16 protein-coding genes and 2 tRNA genes are annotated in these 17,462 nt (G+C 67.2%); 12 read left to right on the top strand and 6 right to left on the bottom strand.

The genetic code is table 11. The annotated features are described in order from the left end of the window. Positions 1–11 precede the first annotated feature (11 nt). Both BSP109_RS10090 and BSP109_RS10085 read left to right on the top strand, forming a co-directional pair. Positions 12–584, top strand: a complete 573-nt coding sequence (locus BSP109_RS10090) for a hypothetical protein (protein WP_101600387.1) — start codon at positions 12–14, stop codon at positions 582–584. Between the two features lie 362 nt (positions 585–946). Next, the gene (locus BSP109_RS10085; protein WP_180959690.1) at positions 947–1,504 is read left to right on the top strand and encodes a DNA-binding protein; all 558 of its coding nucleotides are present in this window, start codon (positions 947–949) and stop codon (positions 1,502–1,504) included. 981 nt (positions 1,505–2,485) lie between these two features. Here the strand turns inward: BSP109_RS10085 and BSP109_RS10080 are convergent. After that, on the bottom strand, positions 2,486–2,761 hold the full coding sequence (locus BSP109_RS10080) for a helix-turn-helix transcriptional regulator (protein ID WP_219618524.1): 276 nt from the start codon (positions 2,759–2,761) through the stop codon (positions 2,486–2,488). Positions 2,762–2,854: 93 nt separating this feature from the next. On the opposite strand from BSP109_RS10080, the gene BSP109_RS10075 reads away from it, so the two are divergent. Both BSP109_RS10075 and BSP109_RS10070 read left to right on the top strand, forming a co-directional pair. Next, positions 2,855–3,487: a hypothetical protein gene (locus BSP109_RS10075; protein ID WP_146001123.1), complete on the top strand. Its 633-nt coding sequence runs from the start codon at positions 2,855–2,857 to the stop codon at positions 3,485–3,487. Positions 3,488–3,515: 28 nt separating this feature from the next. Beyond that, a complete protein-coding gene (locus tag BSP109_RS10070; protein ID WP_101600381.1) occupies positions 3,516–4,019 on the top strand; it encodes a hypothetical protein in 504 nt (167 codons plus the stop codon). Between the two features lie 72 nt (positions 4,020–4,091). Here BSP109_RS10070 and BSP109_RS10065 read toward each other — a convergent pair whose 3' ends face one another. Further along, on the bottom strand, positions 4,092–5,267 hold the full coding sequence (locus BSP109_RS10065) for a site-specific integrase (RefSeq protein WP_101600380.1): 1,176 nt from the start codon (positions 5,265–5,267) through the stop codon (positions 4,092–4,094). A 181-nt stretch (positions 5,268–5,448) separates the two neighbouring features. Beyond that, positions 5,449–5,522, bottom strand: a tRNA-Gly gene (locus tag BSP109_RS10060). A gap of 116 nt (positions 5,523–5,638) precedes the next feature. Between BSP109_RS10060 and BSP109_RS10055 the strand changes: the two genes are divergently transcribed. Then, positions 5,639–5,712: transfer RNA gene (locus BSP109_RS10055), tRNA-Pro, on the top strand. Positions 5,713–6,013: 301 nt separating this feature from the next. Here the strand turns inward: BSP109_RS10055 and BSP109_RS17295 are convergent. Next, positions 6,014–6,163: a hypothetical protein gene (locus BSP109_RS17295; protein ID WP_180959689.1), complete on the bottom strand. Its 150-nt coding sequence runs from the start codon at positions 6,161–6,163 to the stop codon at positions 6,014–6,016. A gap of 153 nt (positions 6,164–6,316) precedes the next feature. On the opposite strand from BSP109_RS17295, the gene BSP109_RS10050 reads away from it, so the two are divergent. The 3 genes from BSP109_RS10050 to BSP109_RS10035 all read left to right on the top strand — a co-directional run bounded on the left by BSP109_RS10050 (position 6,317) and on the right by BSP109_RS10035 (position 9,972). Then, complete coding sequence (locus BSP109_RS10050; RefSeq protein WP_146001122.1) at positions 6,317–7,618, top strand: cbb3-type cytochrome c oxidase subunit I; 1,302 nt, start codon at positions 6,317–6,319, stop codon at positions 7,616–7,618. A gap of 321 nt (positions 7,619–7,939) precedes the next feature. Further along, positions 7,940–9,361, top strand: coding sequence for a cytosine permease (locus BSP109_RS10040; RefSeq protein WP_101600418.1), 1,422 nt, complete (start codon positions 7,940–7,942; stop codon positions 9,359–9,361). Next, positions 9,358–9,972 carry a cysteine hydrolase family protein gene (locus BSP109_RS10035; protein WP_101600374.1) on the top strand — a complete coding sequence of 205 codons (615 nt, stop codon included), beginning with the start codon at positions 9,358–9,360 and terminating at the stop codon, positions 9,970–9,972. The genes BSP109_RS10040 and BSP109_RS10035 overlap by 4 nt, the downstream gene beginning before the upstream one ends. Here the strand turns inward: BSP109_RS10035 and BSP109_RS10030 are convergent. Further along, on the bottom strand, positions 9,928–11,286 hold the full coding sequence (locus BSP109_RS10030; protein ID WP_101600372.1) for an aromatic amino acid lyase: 1,359 nt from the start codon (positions 11,284–11,286) through the stop codon (positions 9,928–9,930). The genes BSP109_RS10035 and BSP109_RS10030 overlap by 45 nt on opposite strands. Then, positions 11,283–12,575 (bottom strand): hypothetical protein, encoded by a 1,293-nt coding sequence (locus BSP109_RS10025; RefSeq protein ID WP_146001121.1) that lies wholly within the window; start codon positions 12,573–12,575, stop codon positions 11,283–11,285. Before BSP109_RS10025 ends, BSP109_RS10030 begins: the two co-directional genes overlap by 4 nt. Positions 12,576–12,814: 239 nt before the next feature. Here BSP109_RS10025 and tig point away from each other — a divergent pair, with 239 nt between their 5' ends. The 4 genes from tig (at position 12,815) to clpX (ending at position 17,229) form a co-directional block, all read left to right on the top strand. Continuing rightward, the gene (gene tig, locus BSP109_RS10020; RefSeq protein ID WP_087006022.1) at positions 12,815–14,236 is read left to right on the top strand and encodes a trigger factor; all 1,422 of its coding nucleotides are present in this window, start codon (positions 12,815–12,817) and stop codon (positions 14,234–14,236) included. 270 nt (positions 14,237–14,506) lie between these two features. After that, on the top strand, positions 14,507–15,097 hold the full coding sequence (locus BSP109_RS10015; RefSeq protein WP_087006241.1) for an ATP-dependent Clp protease proteolytic subunit: 591 nt from the start codon (positions 14,507–14,509) through the stop codon (positions 15,095–15,097). 35 nt (positions 15,098–15,132) lie between these two features. Continuing rightward, positions 15,133–15,783 (top strand): ATP-dependent Clp protease proteolytic subunit, encoded by a 651-nt coding sequence (locus BSP109_RS10010; protein ID WP_087006244.1) that lies wholly within the window; start codon positions 15,133–15,135, stop codon positions 15,781–15,783. A 162-nt stretch (positions 15,784–15,945) separates the two neighbouring features. Continuing rightward, a complete protein-coding gene (gene clpX, locus BSP109_RS10005) occupies positions 15,946–17,229 on the top strand; it encodes an ATP-dependent Clp protease ATP-binding subunit ClpX (RefSeq protein WP_087006247.1) in 1,284 nt (427 codons plus the stop codon). Positions 17,230–17,462 lie beyond the last annotated feature (233 nt).

Below are 17,462 nucleotides of genomic sequence, written 5' to 3'. Positions count from 1 at the left end.
GAGTCCCCGACATGACGAGACCGACCACGGAGCGAGTCTCCGCCGCCGCAGTTCAGCGCCTCACTGGCATCAAACGCTACGCCCTGGAGGCACTCCAGAGCGCAGGCGTTTTCAAGGAGAACCTCGACTACGGAGACCTCCTCCTCATCAAGGACTGGATGCAGAAGGAGTTCGTCACCGGCAGGGAAAACATCCGCGAGGGCTACGACAAGCTCGGCCTGGCGGTCCCACTCACCAACCCCGACCTCAGCCCCGATCTCGAACTGACCGCCGCCAACGACGCGGGCCTCGCCCAGCAGGCGATCCAGGAGGAGGGCATCACCCTCACTGCTGACCAGTTCCTCACGGGATGGTGGAACGTGCACATCGACAACGCCGGGCGCTTGGTGACTGAGCGGTCCCCGATCCTCGGCGTCACGGGTGGCCTCGTCACCAGTGGAGCCTGGATCGACGCCCTCGCCATGGTCCACCCCCTCAGCCTCAGGAAAGCGTTCGTCGTAACTCGCATGACCGACGTGGAGATCGAGGAGTACCGGGGCTACGTCCCGAGGATCAATCAGAGCGGAACCTACTTCCGGGGCTGAGGTCCCCAACGCAAGCACCGCACAACAGGGGTCGGAGACCTCACCGTTCTCCGACCCCTGTTGTGCGGTGCGTCAGAAACCGCCAGAGCCGGGAGAACTCTCGTCGGGGTGGTGTGCATCTAACGAGCACAAGCGCGACGCGCCGCGCCAGTACCGGAGAAGCGCCACCCGTGCGCCCGCGTGCCCGGTCACCGCCGACGCAATCAGTGAGGCCTGAGCCGCTGTGGTAGCTGACTCCCGGATCCCCTTCGCCAGCCCGCCAGAAGCCAGGGCGCCCTCCAAGCTACCAAGGGACGTCCAAGTTCGGTAACATGGAAACCGGAAACGCGTGTTTCCATACTACTTTCCGAGAGGATGCGCTGATGGCTACCACTGATGAGACGCGGACACCTGAGGAACGCGCCGAAGCTGCTGCACGCGACCTCGCGGACCGAGGGCGACCTGTCACGGCACGCGCGGTCCGGGAGGCCGCTGGAGTGCGCATGGTCCTCGCCGCCGAAGTGGCAAAGGCGTGGAAGGAAGCAGAGAACGACGACGAGAGTGTGCCCGTGCCACCCGTACCGGAAGACGTGGCGGCGCGCCTGACGGCAATCTGGGGAGACGCCTACCGGGCCGCTGTCGCCGCCATCTCGCCGGATCGAGACCGACTCGCACAGGAAGTCGGGAACCTCCGCAAAGAAGTCGAGGCGCTGACCGAAACCGTGGCGGAAGTCGAGGAAGAGCGGGATCGACTGGCAGCCGATCTAGAGACCGCGCGTGGGGCCGCTTCGGAGGCGGGGAGTCGAGCGGAAGTCGCGGAGCGCGGGACTCGCGAGGCCGAAGCACGCGCGACCGCAGTCGAGGCGGAGCGCGACCGCCTCGCGGATCAGGTCACCGCCCTCATCGAGCGCGTCCCAGCACCGCGAAAGGGGAAGCAGTGAACTCCGGCAACGGCAACGTGCCGAGCACCACAGAAGTCACGGGCCGCACGCGGAAGTGGTCACACGCGGGCCGGTCTGAAGCTCAGCGACGCGCCGATCTGCGGAGACGTGCGAGGCACCTGATGAGGGGCGCGGGAATGACAGATGGAGACATCGCCGTCGTTCTCCAAACGTCACCGGAAGGTGTACGGAAGAGCTTCTACCGCGACGCAACGAAGAGCCGCAGCGAGACCCCGCGAAACGTCGATGGCGACGGCCTCGAATGGGAGGACTGACAGCGACCGTTCCCGAGGCGCTGGATGGCAGGAAGAGTCGTCGCGAGCGACTCCCTAGATTTGGCGTCCGCGCACTGTAGCAGGCAGGAAAGCAAGTACGGCAAGGCATGCAGTTAGCCCTGGCTTTTGCCCTGCACTTAGCCCTGCGGCCCCGACCAGGGCGCCGTCCACCTGATCGTCCAGGACGCTCCGCTGGACGGTCTCCAGGACACCCAGAGACGGCGGAGTCAGCAGGAAACCTGCGGAGACACCGCCGAGACCGAAGACAAGCCGGTAGACAGCATCGGTGACGGTCGAGGACCTGAGCGTTCACTCCGTCCAGGCAACCACAGTGGTGCTGATTGAGGTGATTGGCCGCTGGCTCGTCGTTCCCGGTCGTAGGACTGCGCTCAACCACTGGTCGGGTTTCGCTGGCCTCGTCGATATCGTCGGTACGGGACGGACTGGAGACGGGAGCGTGATCGGGCCGTGGAGGTGTGTGCAGGTGAGGGAAAAGGGTTCTAGGTGTACTGGGTGAACTGGGTTCTCGGTGTGCTCGTGGTGGCCTATCGCGCGTGGTCTAGTCCTGGCGGCCGAAGCTGAATCTGGGGTGTGACTGACTCCCTCATCTGACGCTCGCGCGCAGCCGCCGTCGCCGCTTGCGGACTTCGCCCTGCACCCGGTCGGATCCCTGGGGCTTCGCCCCCGACCCCCTCGTTCTCAGCCCTCAGGCCGGGTGGCCCGGCGTGTCATGGTCGGCGCAGAGTGAGTCAACGAGGGGCGACAGCGGCATCCCAAGGGCATGTGCAATCGCGTGCGCTGTGTCGAGTCGAGCGATCTTATGCGCCTTCTCCACATTGATCAGAGATTTCCGCGAGACACCGGATGCCTCCGCCAAGGCGTCGAGGCTGAACCCACGTTCTCGTCGTGCGGCCGCGACCGCCGCTCCGAACGCTTTGAGGTCGGGCGCTGGCACGACGCCGACCCCAGTTGAAATCTCCACGGATTCCACTGTGCCGAAGGGCAATGAAGTGCACAGTCCCCTAAAGTGCCTTATCGTGGTTTACATCATCACACTTTCGGCATAAGGACAAGCATGGTTTCCATGGGGTACATCGCGGCAGGCGGCGGAGTATTGCTCGCCAGCTTCTTCGGAGCCGGTCGGCGCTACGTGAGGATCGCCGCCGAGGAGGCCCAGCAGGTCAATGCGGAGATCAGACACGATCTCGTAGCGCTCCGAGTCGACGGTCGGCTGGAGAACCGCCCGCCCTCACGGCCGATGCAGCCAAGGAAACCCGTCAACTCGTTCCTCATCATCGCGGGCAGCTACGCGGGCAGCGCATTCATCTGCTTCATCATCTGGTTCTTGATCTTCTTCTCGGTCTTCAACTCGCTCCAGAACTCGGTGGACAGCAGTCAACCGGCGGGCGCAACCGCTCTCGGAAGTGGGATGTTCGCGTTCATGATCGCAGCCGTCCTTGGACTACTCGGCATCGTCATTCCCGGCATCCCCGTGCTCCTATTCTTCGCCGTCCGAGAGAACACAAAGCGCGCGAAGGAGCAGATCGCAGCGGAGTTCTACCGGCCGTACTGGGCAGCCCGGACACGGCAAATGCAGACGCTCGCCACGGCCCGCCCGGCCGACGGGTCAGTGCATCCCGCAGCCATCGCAGCGGCCGAACTTGAGCAGTTCCTGGTGACCGACGCTGAGAACACTGCCGTCCTCTGAATCCGCCGACCCCCTCCGAAAGGAACCCATGAAAATCCGAAGCCTGGCCATTGCGACCGTCGCCGTATCCGTCTCTGCCCTCACCCTGTCCGCCTGTGGCGGCACGACCGAGTGGAACGGTCAGTTCACCGTAGCCAACGGCGACAGTTCGTTCTACGTCGGGAACCTCCATCGCGCTGACAACGTGACCGTCGAGTGCAGTGAGAAGGGCGGGACCATCTCCGCCACGATCACCGCCAGCGATGACGGGAGCGTCTTCACGACCACTCAGCCCGACGATGGCAGTGGCCCCGCTGGCGGCACCCTGAAGATGGGCGATGGCGAGGAGTTCACCTGGGAGGTCAGCGACAGCGGCAACGCAGAGCACCCCTTCGAGAACGACGAGCAGACAGGCTCGCCCGTCACCTGGACCGACACCGGAGTGGTCGAGTTCGGCTCTGGCCTGCGCCAAGCGACCACGAAGAGCGACGAGGGCGAGGTCCGAGTCCAGATTCCCGGCCAGGTCGATTGCGCAAGCGGCTCCGAAGGCTGACCGAACGGATCATCCCCGCGCACCAGGTGCCCCGGCTCCTCAACGGAAGCCGGGGCACCTGCGGTTGATGGGTCAGTCCATCTGATCGACACTTGCGAGGAGACCTCGCCCGCGCTCGACTTCGGAATGCTGGTAGATCATGGCCACACTGACGTCAGAGTGCCCAGCCACGGCCATGAGGTCCGCTGTCGTGGCCCCAGCGCGAGCGAGACGGGTGAGTGCCGTGTGCCTCAACTGGTGCCACTTCAGATCGGGAATCCCAACAGTTGCACCAGCCCGTCGGAGGGCGCGCCGAAGCGAGTTCTGGTGCTCATGAACTCGGCCATTCGAATCCGGGCGCGGAAACACAAGAGCCTGCACGCCTCGTCCTGGGTGGCGACTGAGATGAGCGGAGCCGATTGCTTGTACGGAGGGTGGCATGGCAATACGCCTCCGTCCGGCTGCCGACTTCGGCTCGTGTTCGACTATGCCTCGCTCGATGATCGACGTCGCGGACCGGCGGACATGGACAATGCCTGCACCGAGGTCGAGGTCATGACGTCGGAGCGCAGTGACCTCTCCAATCCGGAGTCCGCATACAGCGGCCAGGAGCACAGCGAACTGGAGCCGTTCTGGCACAGCAGTTGCAACAGACTGAATCTCGGAACCGGTCAGCACGCGCGGCCCGCTTCCGTCCGGGTCCGTGACGCTTCTGTAGCGGGCGGCTCCGGGAATGGACAGCGGAACCGAATCGATGATTCCAGCGGAGACGGCTGCATGAAGCATGGCGCTCGTAGTCATGTAGACGGTGCGCGGAACCCCGTCCGAAGTCCGCCGCCTCAGTCGGCGGTACCACGTCTCCCAATCTGCAGACGTGAGGCCGACCAGCGGTTCCTGCCCGATGTACGGAAGCAGATGCCGCCGAAGTCGTCGCCTGTGCGCCTGCAAGGTGGACGGTTTCCAGGTCTCAGCCCTCGCAGCGAGCCACTTCTCGGCCCATTCCGCAACCGTGATTGCCCGCCGCTCGGCTTCTCGTGCCTCGCGTTCCGCGTCTTCCTTCTCCTTGCTCGGCGGTTCCCACCGGTCATAGGCGATGTCGGCCTCGGCGGCACTGAGCCAGGCACGGGCGACTTTCATGTCAGGAAAGGTCCTGGCATAGCGCTGCCCGTCCGGTGCAAGGTAGCGGGCGCGGATTCGGCCGGACTTGAGGGTGTCCAGCGAGCCGAACTGGCGGCGAGCCGCCTTCTTCGTCTTCGTCTTCGTAGTCATCGTTCTCCTTCGCGTGACCACTACGTGACCACAACGGTGGCCGCCGATAGTGTCAACGATTGTTCTGCGTTAGCACACGTGGCCGCGCGACCCCAAGGGATCGGGCCGCGTACCCCGTGAAGCTGCGCTGGAGAAACGAAAAGCTCCAGCTCTCAGATGAGAGCTGGAGCTGATCTAATTCTGGAGGGGATGACGGGAATCGAACCCGCACCATCAGTTTGGAAGACTGAGGCTCTACCATTGAGCTACATCCCCGAACAACGTCTGACTCTAGAGCAATCGGGAGTGCTGCGCAAAATCGGGGGCGGGTCGTGCGACGGCTCAGGGCGTTTAGCAGGAGACTCCCCGGCTGGGCTAGTATGACGAGGTCGCGGGATGTGGCGCAGCTTGGTAGCGCATCTGCTTTGGGAGCAGAGGGTCGCAGGTTCAAATCCTGTCATCCCGACCGACGGAAGAGGTGGGAGATCGCTCAGGCGATGTCCCACCTCTTCTTCTATTCCTTCTATGCGGACAGACGATTCTGCGGCCCCGTACCCCCGGATCTCAGAGCCCCCGGATCTCAGGCTGAACGGCCTCTAGCGCTCCTCGAGTGAGTGCTATGTGGTCCCGACCGGGCTGTTCGTGGACCGGTTTGCACTCACTCGGCGAAGTGGTGGCCCCGGCGAGGTGGTGGCCCCGGCGAGATGGTGGCCCCCGCTACCTGGTGGCCCCGTCGGAGTGCTGGAGAGGCGAGCTCGCCGGTCGGCTCACATCGCTTCGAGGTGCTCGAGGATGAGTGTGAGGCCGATCGGGTTCTCGGGGTGCTCCTCGGCGAGCGTCCGGACCTCGCTCAGGTGCGCTGCGCGCAGTGTCGGGCTGCAGGCGAGGTAGGAGCTGAACGGGGTGGCGTCTGGCATCGTGTCCCTTTCGAGCTGTCATGTCCGCGTCAACCTCACGTCGTCGGCGCAGATCGTTCTCAGAACATGGAAACGCGATACACAGCCGCAGTTCAAATCACCGTCCCGATGCTGGGACGGGCCACGGGTGCAGAGGCTCGTAGAATTACGTGCATGGGACTGTCTTCAGGGCCGAGGCCGGAGTCAGCGCCAGGGTCGGGGCGCCGGCCGCAGGTGGGGCGCCCCCGCCGCGGTGGTGTCTCGCCGCTGCGCGACCTCCCGGTCGTCCTCTGGCTGCTCCTCGCCGCGGTCGCCGCCGTCATCCAGCCGTATCTGCGGGAAGCCGTGTGGGTGATGGTCCACCTCGCCCTGCTCGGTGCGATGACCCACGCGGTCCTCGTCTGGAGCACCTTCTTCGCGCAGGCACTGCTCAAGACCCCGGAATCCGTGGACCCCGCGGTGCACCAGTCGCTCCGCCAGGCGGGCATGGTCGTCGGGGTCCTCTGCGTCGTCACCGGCGTGCCCCTGTCGCTGTGGCCGCTCGTGGTCGCCGGTGCATCCGTGGTCGCCGCCGTGGTCGTCTGGCACGGGATCGCCATGGCCCGGAGACTGCGCGCTGCATTGCCGAGCCGATTCGGCGTCACCGTCCGGTACTACCTCGCCGCGTCCGTGTGCCTGCCGGTGGGAGCGGTGTTCGGAGTGCTGCTGGCGCGCTGGCCCGCGAGCGAGCTCTTCGGCAGACTCCTCACCGCGCACACGCTGACGATGCTGCTCGGCTGGCTGGGGCTCACGATCATTGGCACGCTCGTAACGTTCTGGCCCACGATGCTCAGGACGCGCGTCGACCCGCGGGCCGCGGTGCTCGCGCAGCAGGCGCTCCCGATCGTGCTCGCGGGCATCGTTCTCATCGACATCGGTGCGCTCGCGGCCCTGCAAGGGCTCGTCGTGGCAGGTCTGCTCGTTCACCTGTTGGGCGTGATCTGGTGGGGACGGGCGCTGGTGGGTCCCTTCCGGACGGCGCCACCGCGCCGTGCGCCGGGGGTGTTCGCGGCCGCGGCCCTCGTCTGGGGCCTCGTCCTGCTCGTGTCCCTCATCGTGCACGTCGCGACGGCCGACTCGTGGGGCGCGATCGCCGGCGGCTACCTGCCGATCACACTGATCGCGGTGCTGGGCTTCACCCTGCAGCTCCTCACCGGCGCCCTGTCGCAGCTCATCCCGACCGTCCTGGGCGGCGGGCCGCGTGTCCGCGCTGCCGTGGACGCGGAGTTCGGACGGCTGCTGTGGTTCCGATTGGCCGTGCTCAACTCGGGCCTCATCGTCGCGCTCAGCCCGGTCCCCGTCGAGGCGCAGCGCGTGGCGCTCGCCGCCGTGATGCTCGCGGTCGGCCTCCTCGTGCCACTCCTCCTGCGCGGGATCATCGTCGGTGTCCGCGGGCGGCGGGCCGGGCCGCAGAACTTTATCGCAGAAGCGCGATAAAGGGTGCTTCGTCAGCTAGTATCGAGCCCGAACCGCACGTCCGCGGCGCGTCAGGCACTGCCCGACCAGCGGACCGCATCCGCGGAACGACGACGATCCGGCCCCTCGGCGCGTCGAAGCGTTCCACCCGACCGAGAGGAGACGCCCGTGCCTGATCCCGTCTCGTCCCCACACCCAGCCCCACACCCAACCCCCCCCCCCCACCCCACACCCCCCACCCCCCCCCCCCCACCCGCGACCCCCCCCCCCCCACCCGCGACCCCCGCCCCCCCCCCCGCCACCGCCGTTCGCGCATCACCGGCAGCCGCCGCACCGGCACTCATCGAGCGCGCGGGGATCGAGATCATCGCGGAGTCCGAGCGCACCGCGAAGCCCCACCACCTGTTCTGGCCGTGGTTCGCCGCGAACGTGTCCGTCTTCGGCATGAGCTACGGCTCCTGGATCCTGGACTTCGGCATCTCGTTCGTCCAGGCCACGGTCGTCGCGCTCATCGGCATCGTCGTGTCCTTCGGGCTCTGCGGCCTTATCGCGATCGCGGGGAAGCGGGGCAGCGCACCGACGATGGTGCTCTCACGTGCGGCGTTCGGCGTCCACGGACAGAAGCTGCCCGGCATCGCCTCGTGGCTCACCTCCATCGGGTGGGAGACGATGCTCGCGATCTCCGCCGTGCTCGCCACGGCCACCGTCTTCTCCGCCCTGGGCCTCCCGTCGGGGACCGGCGTCCTCATCGCCGCCACGCTCGTCATCGCAGCACTCATCGTGCTGGCGTCCGTCCTGGGCTATCACACGATCATCCGGCTGCAGTCGGTGCTCACGTGGCTCACCGGCGCGATGACGATCGGCTTCATGATCCTCACGGTCCCTCACATCGACCTGGGCGCCGTGCTCGCGCACCCGTCCGGTTCCACCCAGCAGGTGATCGGCGCGCTGGTGATGGTGATGACCGGGTTCGGGCTGGGCTGGATCAACATCGCCGCGGACTGGTCGCGCTACCAGCGTCGGCACACCTCGGACGGGAAGATCGTCGTGTGGAACACGATCGGCGGATCCGCGGCACCCGCGATCCTCGTCGTCTTCGGCCTCCTGCTCGCGGGCTCGGACGACGGCCTCCGCGCCGCAGTGGGGGACGACCCCGTCGGTGCGCTCGCCTCGATCCTCCCGCTGTGGGCGCTCGTGCCGTTCCTCCTCACCGCCGTCCTCTCGCTGGTGTCCGGCGCGGTGCTCGGCATCTACTCGTCCGGACTGACCCTGCTGAGCCTCGGGATCGACATCCCCCGTCCGCTCGCCGCCGCGATCGACGGAGTGATCCTCACCGTCGCCACGATCTGGGTCGTGTTCTTCGCGCAGTCCTTCATCGGACCGTTCCAGTCGTTCCTCATCACGCTGGGCGTGCCGCTGGCCTCGTGGGCCGGCATCCTCATCGCGGACGTGCTGACCCGCAGGCTTCCGTATGACGAGGCGGCCCTCTTCGATCCGGCCGGCCGCTACCGCTCGACGGACTGGATCTCCGTCTCCATCATGGTCGTCGCCTCGTTCGTGGGCTGGGGGTTGGTCGTCAACGGGTTCGCCGACGACGCCGCCTGGAACAACTGGCAGGGCTACCTGCTGGGCCCGCTGGGCGGCCGGGACGGCGCCTGGGCGTACGCGAACCTGGGCGTCATCGTCTCGCTCGCCCTGTCCTTCGTCGTCGCCCTCCTCCTGCGCCGCGGCCGGATCCGCCGCCAGGAAGGTGCCGCGGCATGAGTGAGTCGGTGCCCCAGGGCCCTGTCGCCGAGGCCCCCTGGCTGGTCGTGGTCGACCCGCAGGTGATCTTCGCGGACCCTTCCTCGCAGTGGGCATCGCCGGAGTTCGACGACGCGATGACTGTCATCGAACGCGTCGCCCCCGCGTTCGGCGAGCACGTCCTACTGACTCGCTGGCTGCCCACTGCAGCCCGCTCGACGCCGGAGGGACTGCCCACCTCGTGGGCCGGCTACTTCGCGCAGTGGACCTTCGCGGACAGGCCCGCTTCGGACCCGCTCTACGACCTCGTCCCGCGCGCCCGAAAGCTCACGGACCGTCCGACCATTGACGAGCCGACCTTCGGGAAGTGGGGAGAGGGCCTGCGCGCCGTGGTGGGGGAGGCGCCCCACCTCGTCCTGGCCGGCGTCTCGACCGACTGCTGCGTCATCACGACCGCACTGGCTGCGGCGGACGCCGGCGCGCACGTCCAGGTCCTCACGGACGGCTGCGCGGGCTCGACCGCCGAGGACGGGGCGGCGGCCCTGCGGATCATGAACCTGTTCGACCCGCAGATCGGGCTGATGGACTCAGGTCGACTCGTGGGCTCGGGCCGACTGGAGGCTGACCAGTAGCGACGCCTCCCGGGCGAAGCTGTCGGTGATCCGCGGGTCCGCGTGCGGACCCCACGCAGCCTCCACGAAGGCCCCGGCGAACGGCTGCGGAGGCTCGGCTTCGAGCCCGGGCACGCGTGAGGCGAGTGACCGGATCTCCGCGCACATGTCGACCAGCTCCAGGACGCGCAGGGCTGTGTGGAGGGACAGGTCGCGCACGTCCTCGACGCCCTCGGAGTCCGTGCCCGTGAACCTCGACGGGAGCACCGCGGTCGTCGCCATCCGCTCGACGACGGCCTGGGCTACCTTCGCCGGCTGCACGAGTGCGCGGGCAGGATCATCGGACGGCGCGCTCGCGGTGGTGAGGACGATGAAGCGCTGCCACAGTCCGGCAGCCAGGTGCAGCGACTGCTGCAGCGCGGTGAGGGTGTGGGTGAGCGTGAGGTCGAGGAATCCCGATTGGCTGTGCGCCCGCAGCGGCTGACCGGTGAAGAGGGGATTGGCGCTGGGCTTGGACAGCCGTGCCTCGACGCCGGCTACTGTCTGCCGCAGCGGTGCGAGAGCCGCCTCGAGGAGGGGGCGCGCATCGCGCTGGGAGATGGGCGCCTGGGCGGTCGGATCCCGCTCACCGGCTCGCTCCCCGGCTGCGGCCCGCGCGATCGTGATGAGTGCGCGGGAGGCGTCGTCGGAGTGCGAGGCGCCGTCGGCCTCGGAGGGGTCGGAGGCCGCCGTGAGGATCGCCGTTTCGGCGCTCACGGCCGCCAGCTCGTGCGTCGCCCGTGCCGCGGCGAGGAGTGCGATGGCCGTGGAGATGTGGTGGCCGTTGATGAGTGCGATGACATCACCCGCGGCGAACTGCCTTCGCGCGCGGCGAGCGACCAGATCGCGCGCCAGCCACGCGCCCGGGACGACGTCTCCTGCACCGTAGGACGCGGTCCAGGCACCTGAGATGTCGGACTGGGCGTCGACCGCACGGTCGCGGAGAGCGTCGAACGCGGCAGGAGACATCCCCGATCCGCCGTGGGAGGTCTGCTCGATCTTGCAGGCGGCCAGGAGCCGTCCGAACGCGGGCGTCTGCGGCATGGGTGTGCCGACGAGGTGCGCGTCGAGCAGCGTCCACTGGTCGTCAGCTGACGCCCGGTGGTCATCCAGATGGCCAAGGAGGGTCGTGAAGCCGTAGATCCGGGGAACGGGATTCGACGTCAGCAGACGGTCAATGCTCTGACGCTCGGACTCGACCCGTGCTGCGCCGGCGGCCCACGCGTCCGGCAGTGAGCTGTCCAGCACGGCGGTGAGCACGCGGCGGATGGCGGAGGATGAGGTATGCGGTGTCATGTCCTTCGTCCGATCAAGTAGGCGGCCGCGGCAGCGACGGCGATGACAAGTGCGGCGACGATGAGTGAGTCCTGATTGGTGAGGCGGATCGCCTCGAGGATCCTCAGCGGAGAATCCTGGCCGGGCTCCTCATCGCTGCCGGAGAAGGCGGTGCCGATGAGAGCGAGCGAGACGTCGAGGACCGTCAGGACCGCGAGGCCGTAGAGCACCCCCTGGACCAGCTCCTGGTACTTCCGCTCATTCACGCTGCGCATCGTGTTCGCCACGACGAGCGCGTCTGAGAGCCGTCTGTCGACGCGCCCCAGCGCGTCCGCGTACTCCCACGACTCGAGGGTGGCGACTGCCGTCCGGCGACGGATGCCCTGGATCGTCAGAGTGAGGTCGTCGTAGGCGAGCTGATGCGTCGCCAGCGCACCGGCGAAGTTCTCCACCTGACCCATGAGCCTGCGCCGCCGTCTCTTCGAGTCCCGATCATCGGGCCCGTACAGCTCGTTGAGCGTGTGGCCGGACACGTCGGACAGCATAGCGAGCTCCGACCAGATCGTCTGCGCGTCGACGAGGCCGCGGACCATCTCGTCCCACTCGAGCGGTCCCAGGTCCTCGACCCCGCGCAGCACGCCGTTGCCCCAGCCGATCTGGAGTGCTGCGGAATCGGGCGGTGAGCCGATCGGCACAGGTTCCGTGTCGCCGCCCAGCCAGCCCTCGGGCAGCGAGTCGGACTGCGAGACCCGGAGGTACCGCGCAACCCAGATCGCGGACGTGGCGGGGGCTCCGGGGATCGACGTCAGGCCCGCGCGGATGTCGCGGACCAGCTCCTCCGCGCACTCCGAGAGCGCCTTCTCCAGACGGTCGATGCTGTCGTAGATGTGCGAGTCCGACTCCACCGCCTCTGCGGCGTCCCACGACTCGCCGATGTACGCGTCGACCACCAGTACCGTGGTCGTGCGGGAGACGGCGATCGCTGCCCGCTCGATCCGGACGTCGGACCCGCGGGTGGAGTCGTCCGGGGTGGGGGAGACCAGGCGGGAGGTCAGGTGAGGCGCGCTCTCAGCGGAGACGGCACCGGCCTCCCCGTCGCTGGGCGGAACGATGTCGTACCAGCGCTGAGTCAGGTACTGCGGTGTGTAGGACAGGCGCGACCGCATCCGCATCGTGTCGGCGTCGGAGCCTGCGTCCGAGGCACCATGGCCGATCGACAGCAGGCTGGAGACCTGAGCGGAGGTCCGCTCGTCGATCGGGTCGTGCGCCGACGTGTGCACGAGCGGGGCCACAAGCAGGAAACGGGGCATCGTCTGGAGCTTTCGCAGAGGCACGGGGTCCGATTCAGCCTAGCGGGCGTCCGCCGGTCGGTACGGTGCGCTCGCCCCCTGATTCTGCAATCGGTCGGATCGGTGAGTACTATTGCGCAGGATGTGCGGTCGGCCCTGCCCGATCGCAGATGATACCGGTACGCGTCCGTCCGCTCCGCAGTCTGCTGCACGGCTCGGCCGCCGCCCCGCACTCCGCAGCAGACAACGAGAGGGAAACTGTGAAGAGCTCCGTCGAGACCATCGACCCCACCCGGGTCAAGCTCAGCATCGACGCGCCGTTCGCCGAGCTCAAGCCGAGCGTCGACGAGGCCTACCGGGAACTCGCCAAGCAGGTGAACATCCCCGGGTTCCGCCGTGGAAAGGCCCCCGCGCGCATCATCGATCAGCGCGTCGGCCGCCCGGCCGTCATCCAGGAAGCCGTCAACAACAGCCTGGACGGCTTCTACCAGGAGGCGCTCGCAGAGAACGACCTCACTCCGCTGGGTCAGCCCGAGGTCGAGGTCACCGACATCCCCGGACTGGACGGCAAGGACGAGGGTGACCTGAAGGTCACGATCGAGGTCGACGTGGCCCCGACGATCGAACTGCCCGCCTTCGACTCGATCGAGGTCGAGGTCGACGACATCGAGGTGACCGACGAAGACGTCGCCGCGCAGCTCGACGAGCTGCGCGAGCGCTTCGGCACGCTCGTCACGGTCGATCGTCCGGCGGCGAAGGATGACTTCGTCACGCTCGATCTCGTCGCGAAGATCGACGACGAGGAGATCGACCAGGCAGCGGACATCTCCTACCAGGTGGGCTCAGGCACCATGCTGGAAGGCATGGACGAGGCGCTCGACGGACTGTCGGAGGGCGAGGAGACCACCTTCGAGACGACGATGGCCGGCGGTGAGCGCGCCGGCGAGACCGGTGTCGTCACGCTGAGCGTCAAGAACGTCAAGGTCCGCGAGCTGCCCGAGGTCGACGACGAGTTCGCACAGCTGGCCTCCGAGTTCGACACGGTCGAGGAGCTCCGCGAGGACCTCAAGAAGCAGGCCGCGGAGAAGAAGGAGTTCGACCAGGGCGTCGAGGCGCGCGACAAGGTCCTCGAGGCCCTCCTCGAGCGCATCGACCCGCCGGTCCCGTCGAACGTCGTCGAGGCCGAGGTGCACCGCCACCTCGAGGGCGAGAGCCGCCTCGAGGACGACGTCCACCGCGCCGAGGTCACGGAGGAGACGACTCGCAACCTGCGCGTCCAGTTCGTGCTCGACGCCGTGGTCCGGGCCGAGGAGATCGAGGTCTCCCAGCCGGAGCTCATCGAGTACATCATCAACGCCTCGCAGCAGTACGGCATGGACCCGAACCAGTTCGCGCAGATGCTCGATCAGCAGGGCCAGGTCCAGGCGCTCATGGGCGACGTCGCACGTCGCAAGGGCCTCGCCGAAGCGCTGGCGAAGGCCGTCGTGAAGGATTCCGAGGGCAACGTCCTCGACATGACAGCCTTCACGACCCCCGGCGGCGCAGCTGCCGAGGCCGCGGCGGAGGAAGAGGCCGCAGCGGAAGAAGCCGCAGGCACCGAGGAGACCGTCGAGTCGGAGGCGACCGACGCCTCTGCCGCGGATTCCGCAGAGACTGCAGAGGAGTCCGCCGACAAGGAGTGACGCGCACGCTCCCCAGCGGAGCGCTCGTCACCGGTCCCTGACCGCGCAGACGCCCAGAGCCCCCGGACTGTGTCCGGGGGCTCTACCCATTCACCGGGCCCATCCATCGACGAAGCGGCGCCGCGATCCGGAGGTGTTCACGCTGAGGGCGAACACAGGGTGTCCGGAGGACTAATCGGGGGGAGGCGCGGGTTACGCTTCGAGACATACCGACACCGACGACAGGAGTGAGACGTGAGCACTGGAGGCAACTCCTCGGCGAGCCCCGTCATGGCCGACACACAGGGCGGTCTGGGCCTCGACGACCACATCTACAACCGGTTGCTGCGCGAGCGGATCATCTGGCTGGGATCAGACGTCCGCGACGACAACGCGAACGTCATCTGCGCCCAGCTGATGCTGCTGGCGGCGGAGGACCCGGAGAAGGACATCTTCCTCTACATCAACTCGCCGGGCGGCTCCGTCACGGCGGGGATGGCGATCTACGACACCATGCAGTACGTGCAGCCCGACGTGGGCACCGTCGCGATGGGCATGGCCGCGTCGATGGGGCAGTTCCTGCTGTCCTCCGGCGCGAAGGGCAAGCGCTTCGCGACCCCGCACACGCGCATCCTCATGCACCAGCCCCTGGGCGGGATCGGCGGCACCGCCACGGACATCAAGATCCAGGCGGAGCTCATCCTCCACATGAAGCGCCAGATGGCGGAGCTGACGGCTGAGCAGACCGGCCAGTCCCTCGAGAAGATCCTCGAGGACAACGACCGCGACAACTGGTTCACGGCGAGCGAGGCCCTGGACTACGGCTTCATCGACGGAGTCGTCCAGAGCGCCAAGGACGTCACGAATCCTGCGAGCAAATGACTCACGGCAGCGAAGGGAACACTGAAGGACACATGATGAACCAGACACCGTGGAGCTCTGCCGGACAGATGCCCTCGTCCCGCTACGTCATGCCGCAGTTCGAAGAGCGGACGCCGTACGGCTTCAAGCGCCAGGATCCCTACACGAAGCTGTTCGACGACCGCGTGATCTTCCTGGGCGTCCAGGTCGATGACACGAGCGCCGACGACGTGATGGCCCAGCTGCTCGTCCTCGAATCGCAGGATCCGGATCGGGACATCACGCTCTACATCAACTCGCCCGGCGGCTCGTTCACCGCGCTCACGGCGATCTACGACACGATGCAGTACGTGAAGCCGGAGATCCAGACGGTCTGCCTGGGCCAGGCGGCGTCCGCCGCCGCGGTGCTGCTGGCCGCCGGTGCACCGGGCAAGCGTCTGGCCCTGCCGAACGCGCGGGTGCTCATCCACCAGCCGGCGATGCAGGGGCAGGGCCAGGGCCAGGCCTCCGACATCGAGATCCAGGCGAACGAGGTGCTGCGCATGCGCCAGTGGCTCGAGCAGACGCTGTCGGATCACTCGAACAAGACGCCGGAGCAGGTCTCGACCGACATCGAGCGCGACCTGTTCCTCACGGCGGAGCAGGCGAAGGACTACGGTCTCGTCGACCAGGTCCTCACGTCGCGCAAGGTGGCGCGCCCCGCGTGACATCGCGCATACCGCGCTCCGGACGGCGGTCCAGGACAGGGTCGGGCGTGACACGCCTGACCGGTCTTGGGCCGCCGTGTCCGTGCGGTATGGGATGCTGTGGGGAGACACATGACCGGGGGCTCCGCTTGCACGCGGCGCACCCCGTGGAAGGCGGTGACAGTGGCGCGCAGTGCAGAGGGAGCTGATCTCCTCAAATGCAATTTCTGCGGGAAGTCGCAGAAGCAGGTCCGGAAGCTCATTGCGGGTCCGGGCGTCTACATCTGCGACGAATGCATCGGTCTGTGCAACGAGATCATCGAGGAGGAGCTGAGCTCCGCCGCAGAGGAAGTCGAGGAGACGACACTTCCGAAGCCGCGGGAGATCTACGACTTCCTGGGTGAGTACGTCGTCGGACAGGATCCTGCGAAGCGCGCCCTCGCGGTCGCCGTCTACAACCACTACAAGCGCCTGCGGACGCAGACGGAGGCGCAGCGGGACGACGATGTGGAGATCGCGAAGTCGAACATCCTCATGGTCGGGCCCACCGGCTCCGGCAAGACGTACCTCGCGCAGACGCTCGCTCGGAAGCTCGACGTCCCGTTCGCGGTGGCCGACGCCACGGCGCTGACGGAGGCGGGCTATGTGGGCGAGGACGTGGAGAACATCCTGCTGAAGCTCATCCAGGCGGCGGACTTCGACATCGAGCGCGCGCAGCGCGGCATCATCTACATCGATGAGATCGACAAGGTCGCGCGGAAGTCGGAGAACCCCTCCATCACGCGCGACGTGTCCGGTGAGGGCGTCCAGCAGGCGCTGCTGAAGATCCTCGAGGGCACAGAGGCCGCGGTGCCGCCGCAGGGCGGACGGAAGCATCCGCACCAGGAGTTCCTCACGATCGACACGACCAACGTGCTCTTCATCGTGGCGGGTGCGTTCGCAGGCCTCGACGAGATCATCTCGTCGCGCAGGGGCAAGCACGGCATCGGATTCGGCGCGCTGCTGCAGTCGGCCGATGATGACGATGCGGACATCTACCAGGAACTGCTCCCGGAGGACCTCCACAAGTTCGGACTCATCCCGGAGTTCATCGGTCGCCTCCCCGTCATCGCCGCGGTCGGCAACCTGGATCGTGCGGCCCTCATGGAGATCCTCACGGAGCCCAAGAACGCCCTCATGAAGCAGTACCAGCGCATGTTCGAGTTCGACGGCGTCGAACTCGAGTTCGAGCAGGAGGCGCTCGAAGCGATCGCCGACCTCGCGCTGCTGCGGGGGACTGGTGCCCGTGGCCTGCGCTCGATCATGGAGGAAGTCCTCCAGCCGGTGATGTTCGACATCCCGTCCCGCGACGATGTGGATCGCGTCCTCGTGACGAAGGACGTGGTCGAGGACAACGTCGCTCCGACGCTCATCCCGAAGGACGCGTCGAAGCCGGGGCGCGGTCAGGCCCGGCGCAAGAGCGCCTGAGCCGCCGAGCACGGTTTCCGTGCGCCAGCCTCGACTCTGAAGGCTCACTCTTGAAGGTCCACCGCTGCGGCGGTGGACCTTCCTGCGTTTCCGGAGTCTGTGTCCATCCGGGTTCTCGTGTGCCAGAGCTGTCACACGGGCGGTCATTCAGGAACCGTACGGGTGAATAGGCTCGATGGTATCCTAAGGGCATCGCTCAGGGAGTTTCTCCTCCTTCAGCGCGATACCGCCCG

This window comes from Brevibacterium sp. Mu109, from assembly GCF_900169375.1.
GTDB lineage: Bacteria > Actinomycetota > Actinomycetes > Actinomycetales > Brevibacteriaceae > Brevibacterium > Brevibacterium yomogidense_A.
The sequence above is the reverse complement of the archived record's forward strand: the minus strand, read 5'-3'. Positions and strand labels throughout refer to the sequence as shown.